The 23,141-nt window shown below is 48.4% G+C and carries 14 protein-coding genes; 7 read left to right on the top strand and 7 right to left on the bottom strand.

The features are described from left to right. Nucleotides 1–10: 10 nt before the first annotated feature. The 3 genes from MHI14_RS18240 (at nt 11) to MHI14_RS18230 (ending at nt 4,690) form a co-directional block, all read left to right on the top strand. Nucleotides 11–2,257: an MMPL family transporter gene (locus MHI14_RS18240; RefSeq protein WP_339309234.1), complete on the top strand. Its 2,247-nt coding sequence runs from the start codon at nt 11–13 to the stop codon at nt 2,255–2,257. Between the two features lie 189 nt (nt 2,258–2,446). Continuing rightward, the gene (locus MHI14_RS18235; RefSeq protein ID WP_133384497.1) at nt 2,447–3,466 is read left to right on the top strand and encodes a dienelactone hydrolase family protein; all 1,020 of its coding nucleotides are present in this window, start codon (nt 2,447–2,449) and stop codon (nt 3,464–3,466) included. A gap of 108 nt (nt 3,467–3,574) precedes the next feature. Next, nucleotides 3,575–4,690: a rhamnogalacturonan acetylesterase gene (locus tag MHI14_RS18230; RefSeq protein ID WP_341131721.1), complete on the top strand. Its 1,116-nt coding sequence runs from the start codon at nt 3,575–3,577 to the stop codon at nt 4,688–4,690. Between the two features lie 134 nt (nt 4,691–4,824). Here MHI14_RS18230 and mnhG read toward each other — a convergent pair whose 3' ends face one another. From mnhG to MHI14_RS18200, 6 genes are read right to left on the bottom strand one after another with little or no spacing between them, the layout of a single operon-like run. Further along, a complete protein-coding gene (gene mnhG, locus MHI14_RS18225) occupies nt 4,825–5,217 on the bottom strand; it encodes a monovalent cation/H(+) antiporter subunit G (protein ID WP_017688856.1) in 393 nt (130 codons plus the stop codon). Further along, the gene (locus tag MHI14_RS18220) at nt 5,201–5,485 is read right to left on the bottom strand and encodes a Na(+)/H(+) antiporter subunit F1 (protein ID WP_017688855.1); all 285 of its coding nucleotides are present in this window, start codon (nt 5,483–5,485) and stop codon (nt 5,201–5,203) included. Before MHI14_RS18220 ends, mnhG begins: the two co-directional genes overlap by 17 nt. After that, nucleotides 5,485–5,961, bottom strand: coding sequence for a Na+/H+ antiporter subunit E (locus MHI14_RS18215; RefSeq protein ID WP_036608718.1), 477 nt, complete (start codon nt 5,959–5,961; stop codon nt 5,485–5,487). Before MHI14_RS18215 ends, MHI14_RS18220 begins: the two co-directional genes overlap by 1 nt. Before the next feature lie 6 nt (nt 5,962–5,967). Next, nucleotides 5,968–7,446, bottom strand: coding sequence for a Na+/H+ antiporter subunit D (locus MHI14_RS18210; protein WP_341130960.1), 1,479 nt, complete (start codon nt 7,444–7,446; stop codon nt 5,968–5,970). Beyond that, nucleotides 7,439–7,777, bottom strand: a complete 339-nt coding sequence (locus tag MHI14_RS18205) for a Na(+)/H(+) antiporter subunit C (protein WP_036608715.1) — start codon at nt 7,775–7,777, stop codon at nt 7,439–7,441. The genes MHI14_RS18210 and MHI14_RS18205 overlap by 8 nt, the downstream gene beginning before the upstream one ends. Before the next feature lies 1 nt (nt 7,778). Continuing rightward, entirely contained in the window at nt 7,779–10,733 is a 2,955-nt protein-coding gene (locus MHI14_RS18200) for a Na+/H+ antiporter subunit A (RefSeq protein ID WP_091034942.1), read from the bottom strand. Between the two features lie 301 nt (nt 10,734–11,034). Here MHI14_RS18200 and MHI14_RS18195 point away from each other — a divergent pair, with 301 nt between their 5' ends. Together MHI14_RS18195 and MHI14_RS18190 are read left to right on the top strand one after the other, a co-directional pair. Then, nucleotides 11,035–12,675, top strand: coding sequence for a sensor domain-containing diguanylate cyclase (locus MHI14_RS18195; RefSeq protein WP_091031360.1), 1,641 nt, complete (start codon nt 11,035–11,037; stop codon nt 12,673–12,675). A 71-nt stretch (nt 12,676–12,746) separates the two neighbouring features. Beyond that, nucleotides 12,747–13,268, top strand: a complete 522-nt coding sequence (locus MHI14_RS18190; RefSeq protein WP_341130959.1) for a hypothetical protein — start codon at nt 12,747–12,749, stop codon at nt 13,266–13,268. A gap of 102 nt (nt 13,269–13,370) precedes the next feature. Here MHI14_RS18190 and MHI14_RS18185 read toward each other — a convergent pair whose 3' ends face one another. After that, nucleotides 13,371–14,510 carry a GGDEF domain-containing protein gene (locus tag MHI14_RS18185; protein WP_091031356.1) on the bottom strand — a complete coding sequence of 380 codons (1,140 nt, stop codon included), beginning with the start codon at nt 14,508–14,510 and terminating at the stop codon, nt 13,371–13,373. 241 nt (nt 14,511–14,751) lie between these two features. Here MHI14_RS18185 and MHI14_RS18180 point away from each other — a divergent pair, with 241 nt between their 5' ends. Together MHI14_RS18180 and MHI14_RS18175 are read left to right on the top strand one after the other, a co-directional pair. Further along, nucleotides 14,752–21,453 (top strand): DUF7507 domain-containing protein, encoded by a 6,702-nt coding sequence (locus MHI14_RS18180; protein WP_445670373.1) that lies wholly within the window; start codon nt 14,752–14,754, stop codon nt 21,451–21,453. Then, nucleotides 21,450–23,141, top strand: coding sequence for a DUF11 domain-containing protein (locus MHI14_RS18175; protein ID WP_341130957.1), 1,692 nt, complete (start codon nt 21,450–21,452; stop codon nt 23,139–23,141). Before MHI14_RS18180 ends, MHI14_RS18175 begins: the two co-directional genes overlap by 4 nt.

Raw genomic sequence — 23,141 nt, 5'->3', positions numbered from 1 at the left:
GAGCTTAGGTATGGGTTATCGCAGACTTGCTGCCTTCATCAGCCGATATCCGCGGTTCATTATTCTCTGCTGGGTATTTATCATCGGGATGTCAGCGGTCTGGGCATATAAGTTACCTGATATTGTTCAAGATCACGGATTAAAACGGGTTCACGGCGATGCTCAAGCAGTTGAAGCTGTTCTGGAGGACGAATTCGGTTCTCCTGCTGATCCGGTTATTCTGGTTTTTGAGAAAAAGGAAAATACCTCGCCTTTACAGTTCCGGCAGTGGATCAAGGATCGTTTGACACAGGTTCAAGTGTTGCCTGAGGTAACATCTATCACGTCCCCTTTGGATGCTGGAGAAAGGGTGACGTTTCAAGACCATAGGGCATATGCCCTTGTGAAAATGGATGTGCCCCCGCATCAGATGGGTCCCCCACTGGAGCAGTTGCGCGCCGTGCTGGCAACAGACGGTCCAGGTACGGTGCAATTGACGGGAAAGGTAGTCGTCCAGCAGGATGTCAATCATCTGAGCTTTCGTGATCTGGAACGGGCAGAGATGGTGGGACTGCCGATTGCCCTGATCGTTTTGTGTTTTGCATTCAGGGGGCTATATGCCGCGTTGATTGCTGTCATGATGGGGATCAGTGCTGTGATTACCGCTATGGGAGTCACGTCACTCCTTGGTTATCATCTGGAATTGTCCAACTTTATCATTAATGTGATTCCCATGGTGGGCATGGCACTGAGCACAGACTTTGCCCTGATCATCCTGAGCAGGTACAGGGAAGAACTTCAGCGGGTGTATGAAGATGAAGGCAAAGCTAACGTTACGGGCAGCAGCCTGGATATGCAGAGCGAGGTTTTGCGGAGCGAGATTCTTCAGCGAACATTACGTACAGCAGGCAGAGCGGTGTTGTTCTCGGCGGCTTGCGTGCTCCTTGGGCTGCTGGGTCTGCTCTGGATCAGACTGCCGATGTTTCTGAGTGTCTCCTTGGGGGCTATTATTGTTCTGCTCCTATCGCTACTGTTAAATGTTACGCTGCTGCCAGCTCTGCTGTCACTGTCTGCGGATCGGGTCTTCAGGCGAAAGTTAGTCCATTGGTTACCCAGAAGCTCGGTCTGGCATAGATGGTCAGCAATGGTCATGAAACGACCAGTCAGTATGGCCATTGGAGGTACCGTTGTGCTGCTTCTGTGCGTCTATCCAGTGACCCGGTTGGAACTGTCTGTCCCGGATGCTTCTTCACTGCCAGAGAGAATGGAGTCCCGCCAGGCAGCAGAGCAGTTGCAATATGATCTGGGGCAAAAGGACAACTCCGCTATCGAGATTCTGATTGGCGGACAGCAGGAACGGTTGACTGCCTCACACTGGCAGATGGCCCACAACAAAGCCCGTCAACTACTGCAGGACTCAGACGTATTGAGCATTGTTTCACCATGGGGCCTATTACAGCCGAATCAAACTGGCTCGCAAAGTCTTTTTCGGATCCCACCGTCGTCGCTCACTCCTTCCATAGAAGGCAAACAGTCAACAAGGACGGCATGGCTGCGTTCAACGGTCTCTGAGCATTCCATACGATTGATAGCCACCGTGCACGGGGGGCCTGGTTCGGAACAGGTTGCAGACTGGCTTGAACGAATGAGGAATAGCGATCATGCACCAGGTTTCAACAACGTAAAAATACGTTATGGTGGGGAAGCTGCCAAGCAGTATGAAATAATGCAGGAAGTCACAAGTCAACTGCCCAAAGTGCTGGTATTTGTAGTGGTCACCAATTATCTTGTGTTACTGGCGGCATTCCGATCGATGCTCATTCCAATCAAGGCAATTGTGATGAATCTGCTCAGCTTAGCCGCTTCATTTGGCATATTGGTGTGGGTGTTCAATGAAGGACATCTGGGTATGGAGTCGTCAGCCATTGCCATTATGATTCCTGTATTCATTGCAGGATTGGTGTTTGGCATATCCATGGATTATGGTGTGTTTATGCTGAGCCGTATTCAGGAAGTGTATAGACGAACCGGAGACAGTGATGTGGCTGTCCAACAGGGATTGGCTTCTACAGGCCGTCTGGTTACCTCCGCAGCGGCAATTCTGCTTGCGGTGACCGTGCCGTTTGCTTTTGCTGAAGTCGCAGGTGTGAGGCAGTTAGGGATCGGAATCACGGCAGCGGTGTTGATTGATGTTACGTTGATTCGTCTAATACTGGTACCTGCGCTCATGAAATTAATGGGCAGGTGGAACTGGTGGCTGCCAGGTCAGATAAAATGAAGGGTATTTCCGTAACCTGTCTTCAGGTTGGAGATATCCTTTTTGGCTAGAAATCGTGTGATTCCATTCAAAACAGGCAAACATGTTCAATTCATGGCTGACCTAGATGTTCTATAATGGATGGGATTAATTCCATAAGATAGTATTTCATCTACGTTAACCTATGAAAAACAGGAGGGACACAGGCCCATGTCGGATATTGAAGCCTATCTACAACAACAAACGAATCTCCGTGGTCGTTCCGCGTATCATGCAGATCAACCCCTGGAATTATGGCGCAGTCAGTTACGTACCCGCGTGAAAGAACGGCTGGGGGGGGTTCCAACAATGGGTGCAGCACTGAATCCTGTCTTACTGGAGCGCATTACATGTGACGGATATATTCGGGAGCGGATTGAAATCACAACCTATGCAGGACTTCGCATGCCTGTGTATTTATTAATTCCAGGTGAGGGTAACGTTACCGATACTAAGAGACCTGCTATCATTGCTTGTCATGGGCATGGCTACGGTAGCCGAGAGATATCGGGTATGGAACCGGATGGGTCACCGCGGACAGGAGAGCCCGGATTACACAAGGACTTTGCAGTAGCTCTTGTGAAGCGTGGATATGTGGTTGCGGCTCCAGAGCTGCTCGGGTTTGGTGATCGAAGACTGGAAGAAGACCGCGATTCGCCACCGGGGGTAAGTTCCTGTACGAAGATTGCCGCGCATCTGCTTATGGTGGGGAAAACTCTCGCCGGGCATCGGGTATATGAAACAACACGAGTACTGGATTATATATCAACTCGACCTGAAGTGGACTCGGAGCGAATTGGAAGCATGGGCATCTCGGGCGGCGGTCTGGTGACCGCATTTACAGCCGCATTGGATGAACGGTTCCGTGCAGCTGTAGTAAGTGGTTATGCAAATACATTCCAGGGCAGCATACTGGACCGGAACCATTGTCTCGACAACTATGTGCCAGGTATCCTGCGTGAAGCGGAGTTGCCGGATCTCATTGGCCTGATTGTGCCTAGACCACTCTTTATTGAAGCCGGAAGTGATGACCAGGTGTTCCCGATCCATGCAGCGAGAGAGGCGTATGCGCGTTTGACACACATATATGAGCAGGCGGGAGCATCAGAATCATTGGATGCGGATTTCTTTACAGGTGGACATGAGATTAGCGGAGCGAAGGCCTACGACTGGCTTGATCAAGTTCTGTGAAGTTGTGGATCGTGCACCGAGTTAATTCTGATTCGAGAGGAGAATTCAGTGATGAAATGGTCAACATCGGTAAAGTTTCTGCTCTGTCTTGTTCTGTTTGCAAGTACGATGGGCATTGGTCTGGGAAGCAGTGTAGGGCAAGTCGCCGAAGCGGCAACGGACAATTACAGATTTGATTTTGGTTCGGGTGCTGTTGAGAGCGGTTACACAGGTGTGTCCGCAGGAGATGCCTATACTGCGACCAAAGGATATGGGTTCAATACACCTGCCAATATGCGAAATGTGTCTGCCTCCGGAAGCGGAGTGATGAGCGACGCTGTCCAGTTTCTGACTTACGGCACTAAGAGCACCAATACCTTCAATGTGAATCTGTCCAATGGACTATATGAAGTTAAAGTGGTCCTGGGCAATACAGCCAGAGCGAGTGTAGCGGCAGAAGGTGTATACCAGATCATCAATATGACGGGTAACGGGGCGACGGATAAATTTCAAATTCCGATAACAGACGGGCAATTAAATTTGCTCATTACGGAAGGAAAGACAGGCACCGCCTTCACACTTAGTGCACTCGAAATCCGAAAGTTATCCAATCAGACCGTTACCAACCGCACAATCTACATTGGTGGTGATTCAACAGTTAGCAATTACTATCCGCTGGGTAGCAGTGTACAAGGAGGTTGGGGACAGCTGTTTCCGTCTTATGTGAACAATGCTACCTTCCAGGTTCGAAATATGGCGTCAAGTGGTCAATTTGCGAGAGGTTTCCGCGATGATGGTCAGATGGAAGCGATTCTGAAGTATATCAAGCCGGGAGATTATTTTATTTTGCAATTCGGAATTAACGATACTAATGCCAAGAACAATACAACGGAGGCGCAGTTCAAGGAGATTATGCGGGATATGGTACGTCAGGCGAAGAATAAAGGAGCAACGGTTATCCTCTCCACGCCTCAGGGCCGGGCAACAGACTTTAATACAGCCAATGTACATCAAGCGGAGAACCGCTGGTACAATCAATCCACACGTGCACTCGCTCAGGAAGAGGGAGTCACCCTGGTTGAACTGAATAAGTTAAGTTCTGCCTATTTCACGTCCATTGGTCCAGCGGCAACACTTGGTCTGTATATGACAGGGGATAGTCTGCATCCGAATCGTCAAGGGGCTGCGGAGCTTGCACGTATTGTGGCTGCGGATCTGAGAAGACAGGGACTGAATGGATTCTGACTTTACTACTTAATCTGTCTGCATAATCAGTGCTTGATATGATCCGTGTATGAAAAATAAAAAAATACCCCCGGGAACATACCGCGAAACGAGCGGCTGATCCTCGGGGGTATTCGTTATGCCTAGGCTGGGGATTACTCCATCATATCCTTGGCTTCATGGTTCACTTTTTTCCCTTTTAACAAGGGTTCCAGTTCATCTTGCACGCTCTGCTCCCACAGTGGTACATCTGTGCGATAGGCGGCCCGTCCGTTCAGATGTCCGGCGACCGGAGCCGTGATAAATACAAACAGGATACCTAACAACAAGCGGGCACTGATATAGTTATCGAAATACCAGAAGTAGAAAAATGTAGCGCTTAATACACAGAACACACCAAGCGTCATACTTTTGGTTGCGGCATGGGCACGTAGATATACATCAGGCAGACGAATAAGTCCGAATGCACTGAGTGCACTGAGTAGTGCACCGAGCAGTACGAGTAGACCTATAGCGGTTTCAGCGGCTACTTTAACGATCTCCATCATTTTTGAATACCGCCCCCCGTTCAATATAACGTGCAAATGCCACTGTACTTAGAAAAGCCAAAATGCCAATCAGTAAGATAATATCCAGATAGGCCTGGGTTTGCAGCATCATCGACAGAACGGCAACGATGGCAATCACATTGATACCGATGGTATCCAGTGCCGTGATCCGATCAGCCATGGATGGTCCCCGCAGCACCCTGTACAAGCAACCCAGAATGGCTAAGGAGAGAATGAGCAATGAGATGAACAACAGTGAGGATAACATTAACGCGTCACCTCCATAATTGCTTTTTCGAATGTATTTTGGATATCATCTCTCATTTTCTGTTCATCCTTGATATCCAGTGCGTGAATAAACAGTTTGCGTTGATTACCCGAGATCTCAAGCGGAAGAGAACCTGGTGTCAATGAGATGAGTAAGCAGAGCAGAGTAACCTCCCAATCCGAGGACAATTGAGTTTTATACGTAAAAATACCGGGCCTTATATCTAGCTTGGGCTTGATAATCTGGCGTATAACCTCAATGCTGGCTCGCACCAGTTCCTTGAACAGCAGTGTAATCAGTTTGAAGATGGCCCAGACTCGCACAATATAAAAGCGCTGGGGGAAGAATCTGCGCATCCCCCCGATGAGAAGCAGTCCGAGCAGGTAACCTATGAGAAAACCAACACCATTCCAGGCGTTGTTCAGAAACATCCATACAAAAGCAATGATAAGATTCAGTACAATCTGAAAGGCCATAGACATCTACTCCTTCAATACGGCATCAATATAAATATTGGGATGCAGTAGAATATCGCCTGCGCGGGAGGTCAATTGGAACATGCCTTCAGCCCCCACACCCATTACGATGATGAATACAAACAGAATTCCGGCAGGAATCAGCAGGCCGTTCACCGCGTAAGGGCGTCTTGTAACCCCGGAAGGCGGTTCGCCCCAGAACGCTTGTATGAAGATACGCAGTACCGAATATAACATCAACAAGCTCGAAAGCACCGCAATGCCGGTAAGACCATACAAGCCTGCCTGCAAGCCGCCTTCAAAGAGAAGCAACTTCCCTGGAAATCCACTAAATGGCGGCAAACCTGCCAAGGCAAGTGCGCTGATGAAGAACATCCAGCCGAGCAGCGGATAGCGATGGATCAGCCCGCCCATGTTATCGAGTTTGGATGTTCCGGCAACAGCGATCAAAGCACCCCCGAGCAGGAAGAGCAAAGTTTTGATTAACATATCATGCAGCATATAGAAGAGCAGACCTTCCAGTGCAGGGCGACTGGCCGCGGCCATACCAAAAGCTACAAACCCCACACCTGCGACCACGTTGTAGATGAGAATCTTGTTTACATCGCGGTATGAGATCGCACCGATGACACCAAGGACCATCGTTGCACCAGCCATCCATCCGATCAGTGCATGGAAGAAATCCGGATCATGATAGAAGATCAGTGTGAATGTTCGCACAATCGCGTACAAGCCAACCTTGGTGAGTAATCCTGCGAACAATGCAGTGACGACAGCAGGTGGTGCCGCATAAGAGCCCGAAAGCCAGAAGAACAGGAACAGCCCGGCCTTAATGCTAAATACGATCAGAAAGAGAACAGCAATTAAGGTAATGACTCCGCTCTGTCCCACCTCAGCAATTTTGACGGACAAATCTGCCATGTTCAGTGTGCCAGTTATGGAGTAGAGGAAGCCGATGGAAGCGACAAAAAGAGCTGAAGAAACGATGTTAATCAAGACATATTTGATCGTTTCCCGAAGCTGTCTTTCCGTGCCTCCCAATACGATTAGTGCATAGGAAGAGATGAGCATCAGTTCAAAGCTGACAAACAAATTGAACAAATCTCCGGTTAGGAATGAACCGTTAACGCCCGCGATCAGAAAATGAAAGAACGGATAGAAGTGGTGCTCTTCCCGCTCCTTGTTCACACTGCGGAACGCATACAGCAAACACGCCAGTGCAATGATGGAAGCGGCAACGACAAGTAGCGCCGATACCATGTCCGCAACAAGCACAATACCATAGGGAGGTGCCCATCCACCCATATTAAGTGTTAGAACTCCAGTCTGAGCTACCCGCGTAATGAGTATCGTTGAGACCGCTGCTGTAAACAAAAGTCCAATGACACTAATGATCCGCTGGATATTTGTTTTCCGGAAAAATAGCAGAGCCAGAACACCTGTAATCAAAGGCAAAAGAATGGGCAGAACGACGAGATTATTCATATGGGCGCCCCCTTACTTCTTCCATATCGTCTGTTCTCAGCTTCAGATAAGAACGATAGGAGAGAACAAAGAAGAACGCAGTGAGTCCGAAATTAATAACAATCGAAGTTAGTATCAAAGCCTGAGGAAGAGGATCGACATAACGTTCAGCCATCTCCCCAAGCAGTGGTGGTGCCCCGGTTTTAAGACGTGACATAGTGATCAAGAGCAGATGCACGCCATGGGTTAGTATGGACATGCCAAGTACGATACGGAGCAGGCTCCGCGACAAGATTAAAAAGACGGCAACCGCAAACAGAATGCCAACGGCTACACACATCAATATTTCCATATCAGCGATCCTCCCCGATCTGTAGAATGATGGTCATGGTGACACCCAGGACAGCGAGATACACGCCAAGATCAAACAGCATGGCTGTGGCGAGTTCTGTCTCTCCCAGCAAAGGAAGTTCGAAATAACCGAAGGTTTGGCTGAGGAACGGGACTCCGAATATAAATGAACCCGCACCCGTAAGTAAGGCTATACCCAATCCGATTCCTGTTAGAATACGGAAGTCAACCGGTAACGCTTTGCGTATCGTATCTGTACTGAATGCCAGGGCAATCAATACGAGCGCTGCCGCTGTTACCAAGCCGCCGATGAAACCTCCGCCCGGATTGTGGTGACCTGCAAAGAAGAGGTGCATGGCAAACGTCAGTATGATGAACACAACGACCTTGGTAGTCGTTTGCAGCAATACATCATTACTCTGCAAGGGGACGGTATCCCACGAGGATGAGCTGCGTTCCCGGTTACCATACTTTTTCGTATTGTCCGCTTCATCATCCAGAGCAGGTTCGGAATCATGACTCTCGTCCTTCTTACGGAACTTCAAGCGGGCTCCGAGATCTTTTGCTTCAAGGTTCAGATTAATCATGGAGTAGATGGATAACGAAGCAACGCCAAGCACCATAATCTCCAATAACGTATCGAAGCCACGGAAATCTACCAACAACACGTTCACGACATTTTTACCACCAGCCGAGTCATACGCTTCCTGAAGGAAAAAGGTAGAAATGCTGTCCAGTGAGGCTGTTCCGCTTGCGGCCAATGCAACAAAAGTCATCACAATTCCGACTGCAATCGCTACGATCATATTCACCGTGAGATAACTGCGGCTTGATTTGCCACGTTGAAGCTCAGGCAGATGGTAGAAGCAGAGCAGGAACAGTGCAACGGATACCGTCTCAACAATCATCTGTGTCAACGCCAGATCCGGCGCCCGGAAGAGTACAAACAGCAGAGTTACAAGGTAACCAACTGCTCCGGTCATAATGACTGCTGACAGTCTGTTCTTGGCAAAAGGAATCGAAACTGCAGCACCGATGAGCGTGACTAGCAGTACGACCTCGTAGAATGAGTAAGGTGCATTGCCCTGCAGATTCCAGGTGATATTTTCTCCTGAACGGAAGAAGGCATAGACCAGCAACGCGACCGTGAATGAGAAAATGTAAACGAGATAATTACGAACCGAGCCATTCATATAGGCTTCCGTCCATTTGCGTGCATAATGCTGAAGATTATCCAGCACGACGTGGTACATATTGTTAATTGTTAATCCTTGTGGATAATGCTCATAAATATTCCTCCATCGTGGCAACAGCTTGTAGAGAGTGATTCCGAGAATCACGACTCCGATCGTCATAATCAGTTCCGGAGTCCATCCATGCCACAGGGAGAAATGTACATCGAAGCGCTCATTCCCATTCAAGAGGGATGGAAGCACAGCGGCCATTGCCGGTTCAATCAGTGATCCGGCCAGCAGATTCGGGAAGAGTCCGAATACAATGACAAGAACACCTAGAACAACAGGCGGAATGAGCATGCCAGCGGGCGCTTCGTGCAGCTTCTCGGCAGGGATTTCGCTTTGGCTACGACCGAGGAATGTTTTGAACACAATAATAAGCGCATAGATCAGGGTAAACACACTTGCAAGCCAAGCGAATACCGGCAATAGAACACTCCAGGACCCAAGTCCAAAGATTCGCAGATTCGTGACTTCCACCATCGCCTGGAAAAATAACTCCTTGCTCAGGAATCCGTTGAACGGCGGAATACCCGCCATGGCAAGTGAACCGATCAATGCCACGGTGAATGTAATTGGCATGAATGAAGCAAGTCCACCGAGCTTCCGAATGTCACGTGTACCCGTTTCATGATCAACAATTCCTACGACCATGAACAGAGCGGCCTTGAAGGTCGCATGATTAAACAGGTGAAGCAGCGCAGCGGTTATTGCCACAGTGTACATCGCAGAGGATTCGCCATATCCGAAGTAGAGAGCAGCAGATCCAACCCCTAAGAGGGACATGATCAGACCAAGTTGAGAGATGGTCGAATAGGCAAGAATCGCTTTGAGATCGTTTTTTTTCACCGCCAGGAATGACCCATAACACAAAGTCAGAAGACCAACGCCAGTAACGAGCCAGAACCAGAGTCCCTGTCCACCGAAGATCGGTGTAAAGCGGGCTACAACGTACAGTCCGGCCTTAACCATGGTGGCTGAGTGAAGATAGGCACTGACAGGTGTAGGAGCTTCCATGGCATCCGGCAACCAGATATGGAACGGGAACTGAGCTGACTTGGTGAAAGCTCCAATCAGGATCAAGATAAGTGCGGGTAGGAATAGTGCGCTTTCCTGAAACTGACCCAATCCTGTGATGGTTGCACGAATACTGAACGTTCCGGTAATGAGATACATCATCATGAATCCGGTAAGCATGGCGAAACCGCCAAATACCGTAATCAGGAATGATTTTTGTGCTCCTGAAGTCGAGGCTTTACGTTTGTAATGGAATGCAATCAACAGGAATGACGTAATACTGGTCAATTCCCAGAATCCGTAGAGCACGATCATATTATCAGACAGCACCACGCCCAACATGGCTCCCATGAACATCAACAGATACAGGTAGAAACGGTTCAGCGCTTCTTTCATATCCATGTAGAAGATGGAGTAGAGAACAACGAGGACACCGATTCCGGTGATTAGCAGTGTCAACATGAGGCTCAAACCGTCCAGATACAGGTTAAATCCAATGTCCAGTGAAGGAATCCATGGGATATTTCCGGATACGGTATTGCGCTGTGACACAGCGGGTATTAGACTCGCAAAGTATACAAATAATAGTGCCGGGACAAGGAGAACCGGCCATCCCAAATGTAATTTACGGAAGAAACGATGCAGCATGGCAAGAAGAATGCCAGCGGCAAAAGGCAGAATAACAGCAACATGAAGCAGGCTCAACATTACACCCCCAATGTTTAGTATTTCGATTACTCTCTCTGTGACATACAGGCGCATGATCCTTTGAAGGATATGCTTGCTCTCTATATTCATAACCCAAGTATGTATATACAGAATCGTGTCTATTCTTTGAATGGAAGAAACACGGTGAAGATTTCAGTATAATATTGTATGGGCATGTATAATAAAAAAACACACAAGTTCCGATAAATATGAAAACGATTAGGTGACATTCCGTGTACTCTTTGCAGCATAGTTATGTTGAAAAGCAAGATGGTTTCACCGTGTAATGGAGGAAGTAATGTCATTCAAAATTAGAACTGTGCTTACAGTCATCTTTGCTGTGTTATCCTTGCTGGTTACCCTGACGATTGGGTCTATTTTTAGCCAAAAGTCATTTGTTGCTGTAGAGACTGAGATTGGTCACTCGCTTACAGGAACGGCATCACAGGCATCGGACAAGCTGGATCGATTCATGTCCGCTCGCGCGGGTGAACTGGACCTGCTGGGCCAAATGGCTTCGTTGGAAGATGAATTCCAACCTGATGAGATTCAGATGCTGCTGGATCAGTTACAAGATAGCTTTCCCTCATTCTCATGGGTTGGATTCATGGACCCCAAAGGAAAAGTGTTAGCAGCCACGGATGGCATCTTGCTTGGGGAAAATTTATCAGAGCGACCTGTGTATCAGGAGGGAATCAAGGGTAAATTCATTGGAGATGTGCATAATGCAGTACTTCTTGCCAAGCTGCTACCGAATCCAACGGGAGAGCCGTTGCAATTTGTCGATATCAGTTTTCCGCTGAAGGATAGCAAAGGAATGATTCAAGGTGTGCTCGCTGCACATTTAAGCTGGGAATGGGCGAAGGAAGTCGAGGAATCCGTGCTCGCCCCATTGAAAAGGGAAGAAAAAGACATTGAGTTCTTTATCGTGAGCAAAAAGGAACATACAGTACTGCTCGGGCCGAAGGAATGGATCGGTAAACCGTTGGTATTGCCCGGCATTAAAGAGGCCCAGCGCAACAAAAGCAGTTGGTCCATAGAAAAGTGGCCTGACGGTAATGAATATGTGACAGGGTTTGCCTACAGCCAGGGTCATCTGGATTATCCCGGATTAGGCTGGACTGTAGTCATTCGTCAAGTCAAGTCGACTGCTTTTGCTTCTGTGTTTGACCTGATGTGGTTTAATGTGTGGGCGGGACTTGCCGTTACCGTGCTATTTGCATTGATTGGCTGGTTTGTCTCACGTCTGATCTCTGCCCCACTTGTGCGTCTTACCAGAGTAGCCAATCGACTGCGTGCAGGGGAAGAGCTTGAGATTCCTGCGATTAAGGGGATTAAGGAGATTGAAGTGTTGTCCCGTTCGCTTCGGGATATGCTGACCTCTCTTATGAATAAAAACTCAGAGCTGGTCGTGATGCAGAATCTGGCGCATTTTGATCAGTTGACTAGACTGCCGAATCGCACTGCTCTTGAAGTGTATCTGGAGGAGTCTCTGGAGACCGAAAGTGAAAATCACACGCTGACTTTTCTCTATCTGGATCTCGATGGATTCAAACGGGTCAACGATACACTTGGGCATCAGACTGGAGATGTGCTGCTACAGAAAGTGGCCCAGCGATTGTCTGCTCTTGGTCAGGTGAAGGGTATAACAGTCCGATTGGGCGGGGATGAATTCCTGATTGTACTTCAATCTGTTGGAAATCATCCGAGGGAAGAAGCCATGGCTTATGCAGAAGCCATCATTCAAAGTCTGAACAAGCCGTTTATTATCGAATACGAGCGCATTCGAATTGGATGTAGCATTGGAGGAGCTGAATATCCAACCAACAGCGACAACCCAAGTGAGATAATCCGGATGGCGGACGAAGCTTTGTATGAGTCCAAACGTGCAGGGAAGAACAGAATGACATTTTATTCCGAGTTGAAGCAGGATCGTTAGCGTATAATAACATTAGCTGGGTTATCCCAATCACCTTTGTGCGAATGCGCGTATAAACAAGGAGGGGTGAAATGTCTGGAAAATATACAACTGTACCTTATGGTTATGAGCCACCTACGGCCAGCCGCAAGGGCACACTGACTTTTTATGACTCGTTTGAACATGTGACGGATGAGCAACTCGAGCGCGCCGCTGCAACGGTAGATACCCGTTCATTCATACAGCTTGTGCTGTATCCTTTACACGAGAGCACGTTTAAGCGAATGAGCAAGGATACGATACAGGCATATTACAAAAGAGAAGATCGCCTTCATGATTGGCGGCGAGAACATCCGACTTCACGTATACGTGTGGAGGGGCTTGAGGGCAAGAGAAAGAAATATACACCTGTGGATAGCGCGCTGCGCCATATCACTGCGGAATATCCAGCCCCTCACTTTCTTTATTTGACGATAGAGATGGCGAATATGTTTGCTTCATTTGATTCCTTCAAGGATTGGATCAAAGAGCTTCGTCTCATCATTGACGGGCCATCAGGTGATCTTCATCCCAGGCTGGAGCAAAATCGTCATCGCTGGGAATGGGCGGAATGAAAACATAGACATATGAAGAAGATCGGCCTACTGATCGTATTCAGACCCAAAAAAAAGTTGTGTTGTACACCGGAATTCCGGTGTACAGCACAACTTTTTTATTTATATTTTCTCTGCCAAGGACGAAGTCAGATCAAGTGATGTTACGGTTTTATTTTTACCTGTTCGTTTGGCGGCATACAGACAGGCATCCACTTCCTCGAACAATTTGTCTTTGGTTAGATTAGGACTGTAGCTTTTGAGACCGATACTCACCGTGATGGAAGCTCCTTCAAGTTCCAGATGGCCCATCAGGGCAATCTTCTGACGAATCTGTTCCACCAAGGCATAGGCCTGCTTGAAAGATTGCTCAAACATCAATAAGGCGAACTCTTCGCCCCCGTACCGTGCTGCAATATCACTTGAGGTAATGGTTTCCTGAATGATCAGGGACACTTTCTCCAGAATGATGTCTCCAACCCGATGACCATACGTATCATTAATGGATTTGAAGTCATCAATATCGATCAGGGCCAGATGCAGACTCATGCCACTGTTGGCATACTCAAATGCTTTTTCATAATAATCCTTGAAGGAGCTTTGATTATAAAGGTTGGTTAAACCGTCTGTTTTGGACTGTTTGGACATAATGGCATTCCGCACAATAAGGTCCTGCTTGGCAAGCATGCTGGCTTGAAGATCATCGAGCACCTCAACGCCGCTAGTTACGATAACCTGTGCTACATATGTACCTAAGATTAGAAAAGCAGGAATGGATACCATGTCAAATGAAGACAGGTACAACCGGTAGGCCGGATCGAACAAAACCAGAAGGTAACCAGCCATCTGCATCAGAAAGACAATCCAGACTCTCTTTTTACTGAAGAACAGCACCGAAGCAAAGATGGGCAACAGGCAGATCGCTAATATAATCCGAATGTCATAATTGACATGAATAATCGTCCAGGCGATAACCGTGCTGGCTATAGACATGGTGTAAAAGGAATATGAACTGAAGCGCCGATCAACCCAACTTGCGAACAAAATGCATGAACTGCTGACGGCCGTAGGCCAGAACAGGACATTCATCAAGAAATCTGTAGGTGTGCGATCATAATCCAGAAACAGGAAACAGCCAATCTGAATGGCGAAATGTGCAATGATGACTATCCAGTAGGCATGGAGCATTTTTTGAATCCATTTGGAATGTTTGAACTCGTATTCTGTTGGAATGTGACTATTTTGCGTATGGAAACCTTTCATATATCACCGCTGACTGCATCATAATGGTACGACAGAATTACTCTCGTATATGATGATTATAAATGACAATGAACAAAACGCAAATGTATTTAACTGTTATATGAGAACAAGACTCACAGAAGTTTCGAGTTGTCACAAACTTTTTGTGGAGGACAAACAAAACTCAACGATACACTCATAGACTATATACATGGCTCCGTTCCATATGTAGGAAATCATTGATGAAGGGGAGGTGATCTTCATTCCTCTTGTCGTTCGTTCAACCGTTAATGCTACGGGAGCAATTACATTTACAGGAAATACGCTTGGACTGAGTCGTTCGGAAACAGCGGGGGTACCTGGAACACAGGACAGTATTGGAGGTTTTATCACAACCAACACCAGCCTCCAGTACGGCACCTATCCACTGGGAACTACAAGCCTGTATCAGAGCAACAGTTCAGCAGCCATTCTTACACTACCTGCTGGAAGTACCGTTCTATATGCAGAATTGATCTGGGGCGGCAGTTACATCAATGGTACAGTCAATCTGAGTGCTGCCATCAACAATCCGGTTACGTTTATTACACCCGCAGGGACTTCCAGTGTCACCCCAGATCCACTTACCTACAATCAATTCGATCTTGGGGGCGGTGCTGCTGGCTATGTACGTTCCGCCAATGTGACGACACTTGTACAAAATGGGGGAGCAGGTACATATATCACCGGAGCAGTGGTAGGAACTATTGTTATTACAAATGATTCCACGGCCAATCATGCGGGATGGACACTTGGGGTCATTTATCAGAATCCCAATCTGCCTTTTCGCAACATGTCTTTGCGTGCAGGGGGCGTACTCGTTCAATCTACTTCACCCCCTGTCGTTACCACACTGACTGGATTTGCAACGCCCCTTTCCGGTGTATTGGGAGGAAGAATACTGTTCAGTGCGCAGGAGGGCGACGCGAACCGGACCGGTGACCAGGCATTATTCGGGCCAACCTCAGCTACATCGGTTGCTTTGTCCGGGCCCAATAATCTAGCTGCGAACTTTTTTGCTTCTCAGATTAACGGAGATACCGGAGCGCTTAATACAACCGGAACGTTTGGGACACGAAATCAGATCAACGGAGCTCCAGGTACCAATATTATCGGTGGACGTCAAGGCTGGGATATTACCAATGTGGATGTTTCAGCAAGACTGATCAATAACCAGTCATCTGCGGTGTTGACATTAACGACCTCGGGGGATGCCTACATTGTCAACGCCAATGCAATTCAAGTTGATATTAATGCACCCAAGATCACATTGGCTAAGGCAACGGTCGCCGCCGGTGCAGTTGCCGGGGATAGTATTCTATATTCGGTTACCGTTACCAATGCAGGCACTGCGAGTGCGGCCAGTGTTGTTTTATCCGATTCACTTCCTGCAGGGCTTACCTTTATTCCAGGCAGTGTCACGGTTGCAGGTGTACCTCGTCCAACACTTGATGTGACGGCAGGCATTCCGCTGGGTTCGTTAACTTTATCCAGCAGTGTCGTTGTAACCTATCGAGCACTCATCGGTCAGGATGCAAGCATCCTGCAACTAGTGAATTCGGCCAATGCAGCCTTTACATTTCAAAGTGTAGCAGGGGGGCCGGTCATTACCGGAGTTATTCCGTCCAATAACTCCACCCTTCCTGTTTATTCGCCAAACCTGTCCATTGTGAAATCGGCGAGTACTACCAATGCCACGGTGGGTGACCTGGTAACCTATACACTCCAAGTGAACAACGGAGGGAATGTTGCTGCCAACGTTACGTTGAGGGATAACATTCCAAGTGGTAGCTCATATGTAGCAGGAAGCTTTCTTCTGAATGGAAATGTGATTGCTGGCGCCAATCCGGTTACCGGCGTTAATCTGGGGAGCCTCGCGGCAGGAAGTGCCAATACCGTGACCTTTCAGGTACTTGTAACAAGCTTGCCGACACCTCCGACTCTTGTGGATCAGGCTACGGCTTCTTATTCCTTCAATTCACCCGATGGTCGGACGATCACGGGAAACATCGCCTCGAATACCTTAACAATCCCGGTAACATTGCCCAATGTGAACACGGTAAAATCAGCATCCGTTACCGATGTTGCTGTCGGGGAGACTTTCACGTACACCGTAGTTACTACCAACAGCGGTATTCAGGTGATTAACAATGTGGTACTTACAGATGCGCTCCCTGCTGGAACAACATTTGTTTCCGGTAGTGCAACCGTAAGGGGAACTGCCGTACCGTCTGCGAATCCGAGCAGTGGAATCTCTATTGGGACATTGGCGGCCGGAAGTTCTGCAACGGTGACGTTTCAGGTGAATGTGCAGTCCCAGCCTGCTTCGGGTTCATTAGTCAACCGAGCGGTAGTATCGTATAGCTCAGGTGCGTTCACGGGTATTTCCAACTCCAATTCCATTACAACCCCTGTATACCAAGCTGTTGTCGGGATCAACAAGTCGGCAAGCCAAACCAATGCGACACTGGGGGATCAGATTGCATACACACTTGTGGTCATGAACAGTGGGAACATAGCGACTCAAGTGAATGTGACCGATACGATTCCAGCGGGGCTGACGTTTGTCCCGAATTCGGTAACCGTGAATGGTACTGCACGTCCTGGAACCAGCCCATTAACCGGAATAACACTGGGCAGCCTCCTGCCGGGAGTTACGGCTACGGTGGTGTTTCGCGCTACACTCACCACACTTCCGACTCCCCCGACACTGGAGAATCAAGGGACTGCAAGTTATACGTACCAGCTTCCAAGTGGACGGAATCTCTCAGGCAGCAGCTTATCCAATATCGTTCGTATATCTGCATCGGCTCCGAATATTTCTATTAGTAAAACAGTAAATACACCGGATGCGACAGTAGGAGATGTACTTACGTATACCGTTGTTGCAACAAACGCAGGAATTAGTGCAGTACAAAATCTGGTGATTTCGGATGCACCATCCGGCTCTGAATTTGTCCCGGGTAGTGTCACGATTAATGGATCTGCTGTTACCAGCGCAAGCCCCGTTGCGGGAATCGCAGTGGGTACATTGAATAGCTCAAGTAGTGTAACTGTGACCTATCAGACCAGAGTGAATTCTGTTCCATCCACAGGTTTGGTTAGTAACCGGGCCAATGCAGCATTTACATCAGGCAGTTTTAATGGTGTTTCTTCTTCCGTATCAGTAAATACCCCCATATTTCTGCCAGTGATTCAAGTGGTGAAATCAGCAAGTACAACAAGTTTGACGGTAGGCGATACGTTTAATTACACCATCCAGATAAACAATACAGGTAATATAGCTGCATCGGTTACCTTGACAGATCCCATTCCAGCAGGAGCAGTATTCAGCACAAATAGTGTCATTATTAATGGCGTACCTACACCTGGGCTCAGCCCGGAAATAGGAATCAGTCTAGGAGAGATTGCTGCGGGCTCAGGTGCAACGGTCACCTTTGTTGCGACGGTTACCAGTTTGCCAGATGCAAGACAGTTAATTAATCAGGCGGTTGCTTCGTTTGCCTACACGCTTCCAAGTGGTAGAACGATTGCCGGTCTCTCGTCATCAAACACCATCACTATTCCAGTGTCTCTACCCAATGTTACGATTGTTAACAGTGACAATGTAGAGTACGGCGTAGTCGGGGATGTCATTCGATACACATCTGTTATTCGTAATAACGGCACAGTAGCCGTTAATAATGTGGTATATGTCAATCCTCTTCCTTCAAATACCCCATTTGTACCCGGAAGTGTCATTGTGAACGGGACTTCGTTCCCGCTCTCCAATCCGACAGCCGGCATTCCAATCGGTACGTTGGCTCCAGGAGCCGAGGTTACCGTAACTTTTGAGGTGACGATTACCATGCCGATTCCTTCGCAGATTAACAATCAGTCGACGGTCAGCTTCACATCCGGTTCATTTTCAGGGTCATCATCGTCCAATACCACTCAGACTCCGGTCATACAACCGCAGATTTCACTTGTCAAAACGGCAAATACCATAAATGCGACCGTAGGTGATACGGTTGTATACACGGTAACGGTCAGCAACACAGGCAATCTGGAGGCAAATGTTACCGTGACAGATACCATTCCTGCTGCGACTACTTTAGTACCCAACAGTGTGGTTGTATCCGGTGTGCCACAGCCTGGAGCGACGCCAGCAGCAGGCATTCCGGTAGGCATTGTAGCAGCGGGGGCGACGGCTGTTGTCACGTTTGCCGTTGTTGTGGATTCACTTCCATCTCCGCAGCAGCTTAGCAATTTTGCTACATCATCCTTTACATTTACACCTCCAGATGGGCGAACATTGACTGGCTCAGCCACTTCGAATACGCTCACGTTTCCAGTCTCGTCACCAAACGTCGCTGTTGTCAAAAGCACAGCTTCCACTGCGGCTACGGTAGGCGATACGGTGACCTATTCCATTCTGGTGACCAACAGCGGAATTGCACCGGTGAACAATATTCAGTTTTCGGACCCGATTCCAGCTGGAGCCTCCTTTGTAACAGGGAGTGTCACAGTGAATGGGGTTGCGCAACCTGGAGCCAATCCAGCAGGTGGGGTATCCCTTGGGACATTGGGGCCCGGAACGTCCGCAACGGTCACGTTCAGTATCCGTGTCGACGTGATCCCGCCAAGCAATCAGTTGAGCAATCGCTCTACGGTCAGTTTTACCTCAGGTACATTCTCAAGCACAACCTTCTCTAATACCGTGGTCACTCCGGTGTACCAGCCTATTCTTTCAGCACAAAAAACAGCCAGTACACAAAACGCTACCGTTGGGGATACGGTCAGCTACACGATAACCGTGAGCAATCAGGGAAACTATGGATCCCAGATTAACCTGACAGATAACCTTCCAGCCGGAACCATCCTTGTTCCAAATAGCGTTATTGTGAACGGTCAACCACTGCCAGCAGGAAATCCAGCAACGGGCATCCCCGCAGGCAATGTGGCTCCTGGAGCTACGACCACCATTACCTTTTCAGTAGTTGTTGATACGCTGCCAAGTCCGCAACAACTGGTGAATCAGGCTACGGTAGCTCTATCATATACATTGCCGGATGGGCGGAACATCACGGAGTCCGTTCTATCCAATGTGCTGACCATTACCGTATCGGCACCGGATGTCGATGTCGTCAAATCCACAACTTCAACGGCGGTATCTGTTGGTGATGTCGTAACGTATAGCATCGCTGTAACCAATAACGGAATTGCAACGGTGAACAATGTGGTTTTCACGGATGCAGTGCCGACAAGTACCGTTCTTGCGCCAACCGGCGTATTTGTCGATGGTGTTCTGCGCCCTGGTGCCAATCCTTCTACGGGAATAACACTTGGTTCCATCGCACCTGGTGTTACGGTAACCGTTGTATTTAGTGTGCAGGTTACGGCGCTCCCGGCAAGTGCAGTGTTAAACAATCAGTCCACGGTCAGCTTTACATCAGGTGTTTTCTCAGCGACCACATTCTCCAATACGGTTACAACTCCGGTCTATCAACCTATTCTGTCGGCAGTCAAAACGGGAGATCAGACGATAGCAACGGTAGGGGATACCGTTGTGTACAGCATCGCCATCTCCAATGCCGGGAACTATGGGGCATCCGTCACGTTGACCGATACCATTCCAGCAGGAACAGAGCTTGTTCCAAATAGCGTTATTATTAACGGGGCTTCTGCACCAGGTGCAGATCCGGCTTCGGGTATTCCGCTTGGTGTCGTTTCCACAACAACTCTAGTTACCTTCTCCGTTGTGATTGTGACGTTACCTTTGAGCCAGTCCATCACCAATCAGGCTTCTGCTACATTTTCGTATACATTGCCTGATGGAAGAACACTTGGAGGCACGATTACGTCCAACGCACTCAACATTCAGGTATCTGCTCCGAATGTCAGCGTTGTGAAGACTACTCCGGTGATTGATGCTGTGGTGGGCGATACGATTGTATACGAGATGGTTGTGACCAATGAAGGAATTGACCCGGTAAACAACATTGTGATCACCGATCCGATTAACCCAGCCACCACATTTGTTACAGGCAGTGTTCTGGTGGACGGCGTCCCACGTGCCTTGGCCAACCCTGCGCTGGGCATAGCTCTTGGTAGTTTGGCGCCTGGAGCATCGATAGCGGTATCGTATGCAGTGCGGGTCAATACGCTTCCAACACCACCACAAGTGAGCAGTCAGTCTTCCGTAAGTTTCACATCGGGTGTCTTCTCGGGAGCAGCGTATTCCAATACGGTTGTAACACCAATCTATCAGCCGATTATTGCCGTAACCAAAACGGGGAGCACTTCCAATGCAACGATTGGTGACACCATCACCTATTCTTTTGCCATTAACAATAGCGGGAATCTTGATGCAATTTTGACATTAACGGACAATATACCGAATGGAGCCGTACTGCTTCCCAACAGTGTTCTGATTGATGGTGTTCCACAGCCAGGTGCCAATCCGGAGACGGGTATCGCTGTGGGTGCCATACCGTCCGGAGGTACGGTTATTGTAACGGTTACCCTCGAAGTGACTGTAGATACGTTGCCGCAGGATCAGCAACTGGTTAACCAGGCGGTGGCCAACTATACATTTAGTCCACCCGATGGCCGTCTGTTGACGGGGACCGTATCTTCGAATGTTCTGGTTATCCCGGTATCCGCACCAAATGTTGTTGTTGCCAAAAGCACAAGTGCCATTGATGCTGTTGTTGGTGATGTAATCACCTATACGGTTGTAGTAACCAATAGCGGCATTGAAGTGGTGAATAATGTGGTCATGGTTGACCCGGTACCTGTCGGTACAGTATTTGTGCCAGGAAGTGTTACGGTGGATGGTGTGCCAAGACCAACAGGGAATCCGAATACAGGCATCACGCTTGGTTCGATTGCTGCGGGTGCTTCCGTTACGGTTACATTCAGAGTAGAGGTTGTGGTGATATGAGCCAATCTTCCGGTCCGTTGTCCCACTGGCTAAAGAATCAGTCCCTGGTTCGATTCAGCTCGGGTGCGACTGAACTGGAACAGGTATCCTATTCGAATACGGTTGTAACACCGTGGATCGGCCCCAGGCTTGAAGTCAGAAAAGTGTGCAATGTCACAGAGGCTGCCTTGGGGCAGTCTCTTATCTACCGTGTTGAAATTGTTAACACCGGAAATCTTACGGCCCTAGTGCACCTATTGGATCAGCTATCTGCAGAGACGGCACTGCTTCCCAACAGTGTATTGCGTGATGGTATTCCGTTACCGGGAGCATCACCGGAGAGAGGATTGCCTCCAGCTGAAATCGCGCCCGGAGCCATGTTGCGGTACCACTTCCAAGTTGTAATCTTACGTTTACCTGAGACACTGAAGCTGCTGAATCAGGCACAGGTTAACTATGAGTTTTTGACACCGGAAGGCAGAACGGTTACGGGTGTGGAACAATCCAATATCGTGGAGGTCAATATGGTCTCATCCCGGCTGGAGATCTCCTTTCAGGCGGATCACATCTATACCTTCTCAGGGGATATTGTCATGTACACCGTCATCGTGAGCAATCCGGGTTTTATTACAGCCACGAATGCCCAAGTAACGATTTCTTTGCCACAAGGTATTGTTTTTATACCTGCGAGTGTCATCGTAGATGAAATGTTTGCGCCACAAGTAACGCCTGATACGGGCATACAACTTGGAGAGATTTTGCCCGGAAGCTCAATGAGGATACAATATCGGGTTCAGGTTATGGGGGGAAGCGATGCGAACGGAATATCAAGTGTAGCTGTACTGGCGTATATCTCGGCAGGACAGCAGGAGACGGTCTACTCCAATCAGGTTACCCTGGAAGTTATACAGCCCCAGGTCTCTGTGCTGAAAAGTGTGCTCCCGGTAACGGCCACATTGGGTGATGCCGTCCAATATAATATTACCGTCTCCAATGCAAGCAGTTATGCGGTGGATGGAATTCTCTTGGATGTACTGCCAACAGGTTTGACGTTTGTCGAAGGCAGTTTGGGCTGGAATGGGGTTAAACGTCCCGGAACCAATCTAGCTAGAGGGCTTAATCTGGGGATGTTGACAGCCCGGTCGGTTCTGAATATTCAGTTTGAAGCGAAACTTCCAGATCGAGATGATTCGATGCCTGATGATTACAGGTATGTGAATCATGCTAGCCTGATGTATACATTTCGATTGCCGGATTCACGATCAGTGCAGCGGATGATTACATCCAATGAAGCTGTGGTCGAATTAAAAGCGCCGATAATTCAGGCTTATGTTCAAGTGACACCCACATTGGTCGAGCAGGGAGGTACCGTCACTTTTCAGGTACGTGTGGAGAATACGGGCAATTTGCCGGCACGTGTACAACTTGGGAGCATTTTACCTGAGGGTGCCAGATGGCTTGGGCAAGCTACGGGTGAGATCCAATTGAGCTTACCAGAGTATTCCACACCACGGGTTCTGCATGTGGGTGTGATTGAGCCTGGAACGGAAAAGAACATCTCCTATGTAGCGAAGTTAGCTTCTGAGAAGACGGGGACGCTGCAAGGAGCCTTGATTGCTAGGTACACGTATGAATGGAATGGACAAAAACGCGCTGGCGAAACCCGATCGAATGAGTACAGCATCATTGTGGAGTATGGAGAAGAATAG

It is taken from the genome of Paenibacillus sp. FSL K6-2393, assembly GCF_038002545.1.
GTDB lineage: Bacteria > Bacillota > Bacilli > Paenibacillales > Paenibacillaceae > Paenibacillus.
Note: the sequence above shows the minus strand (reverse complement) of the source record. Positions and strands in the feature narration are given on the sequence as shown.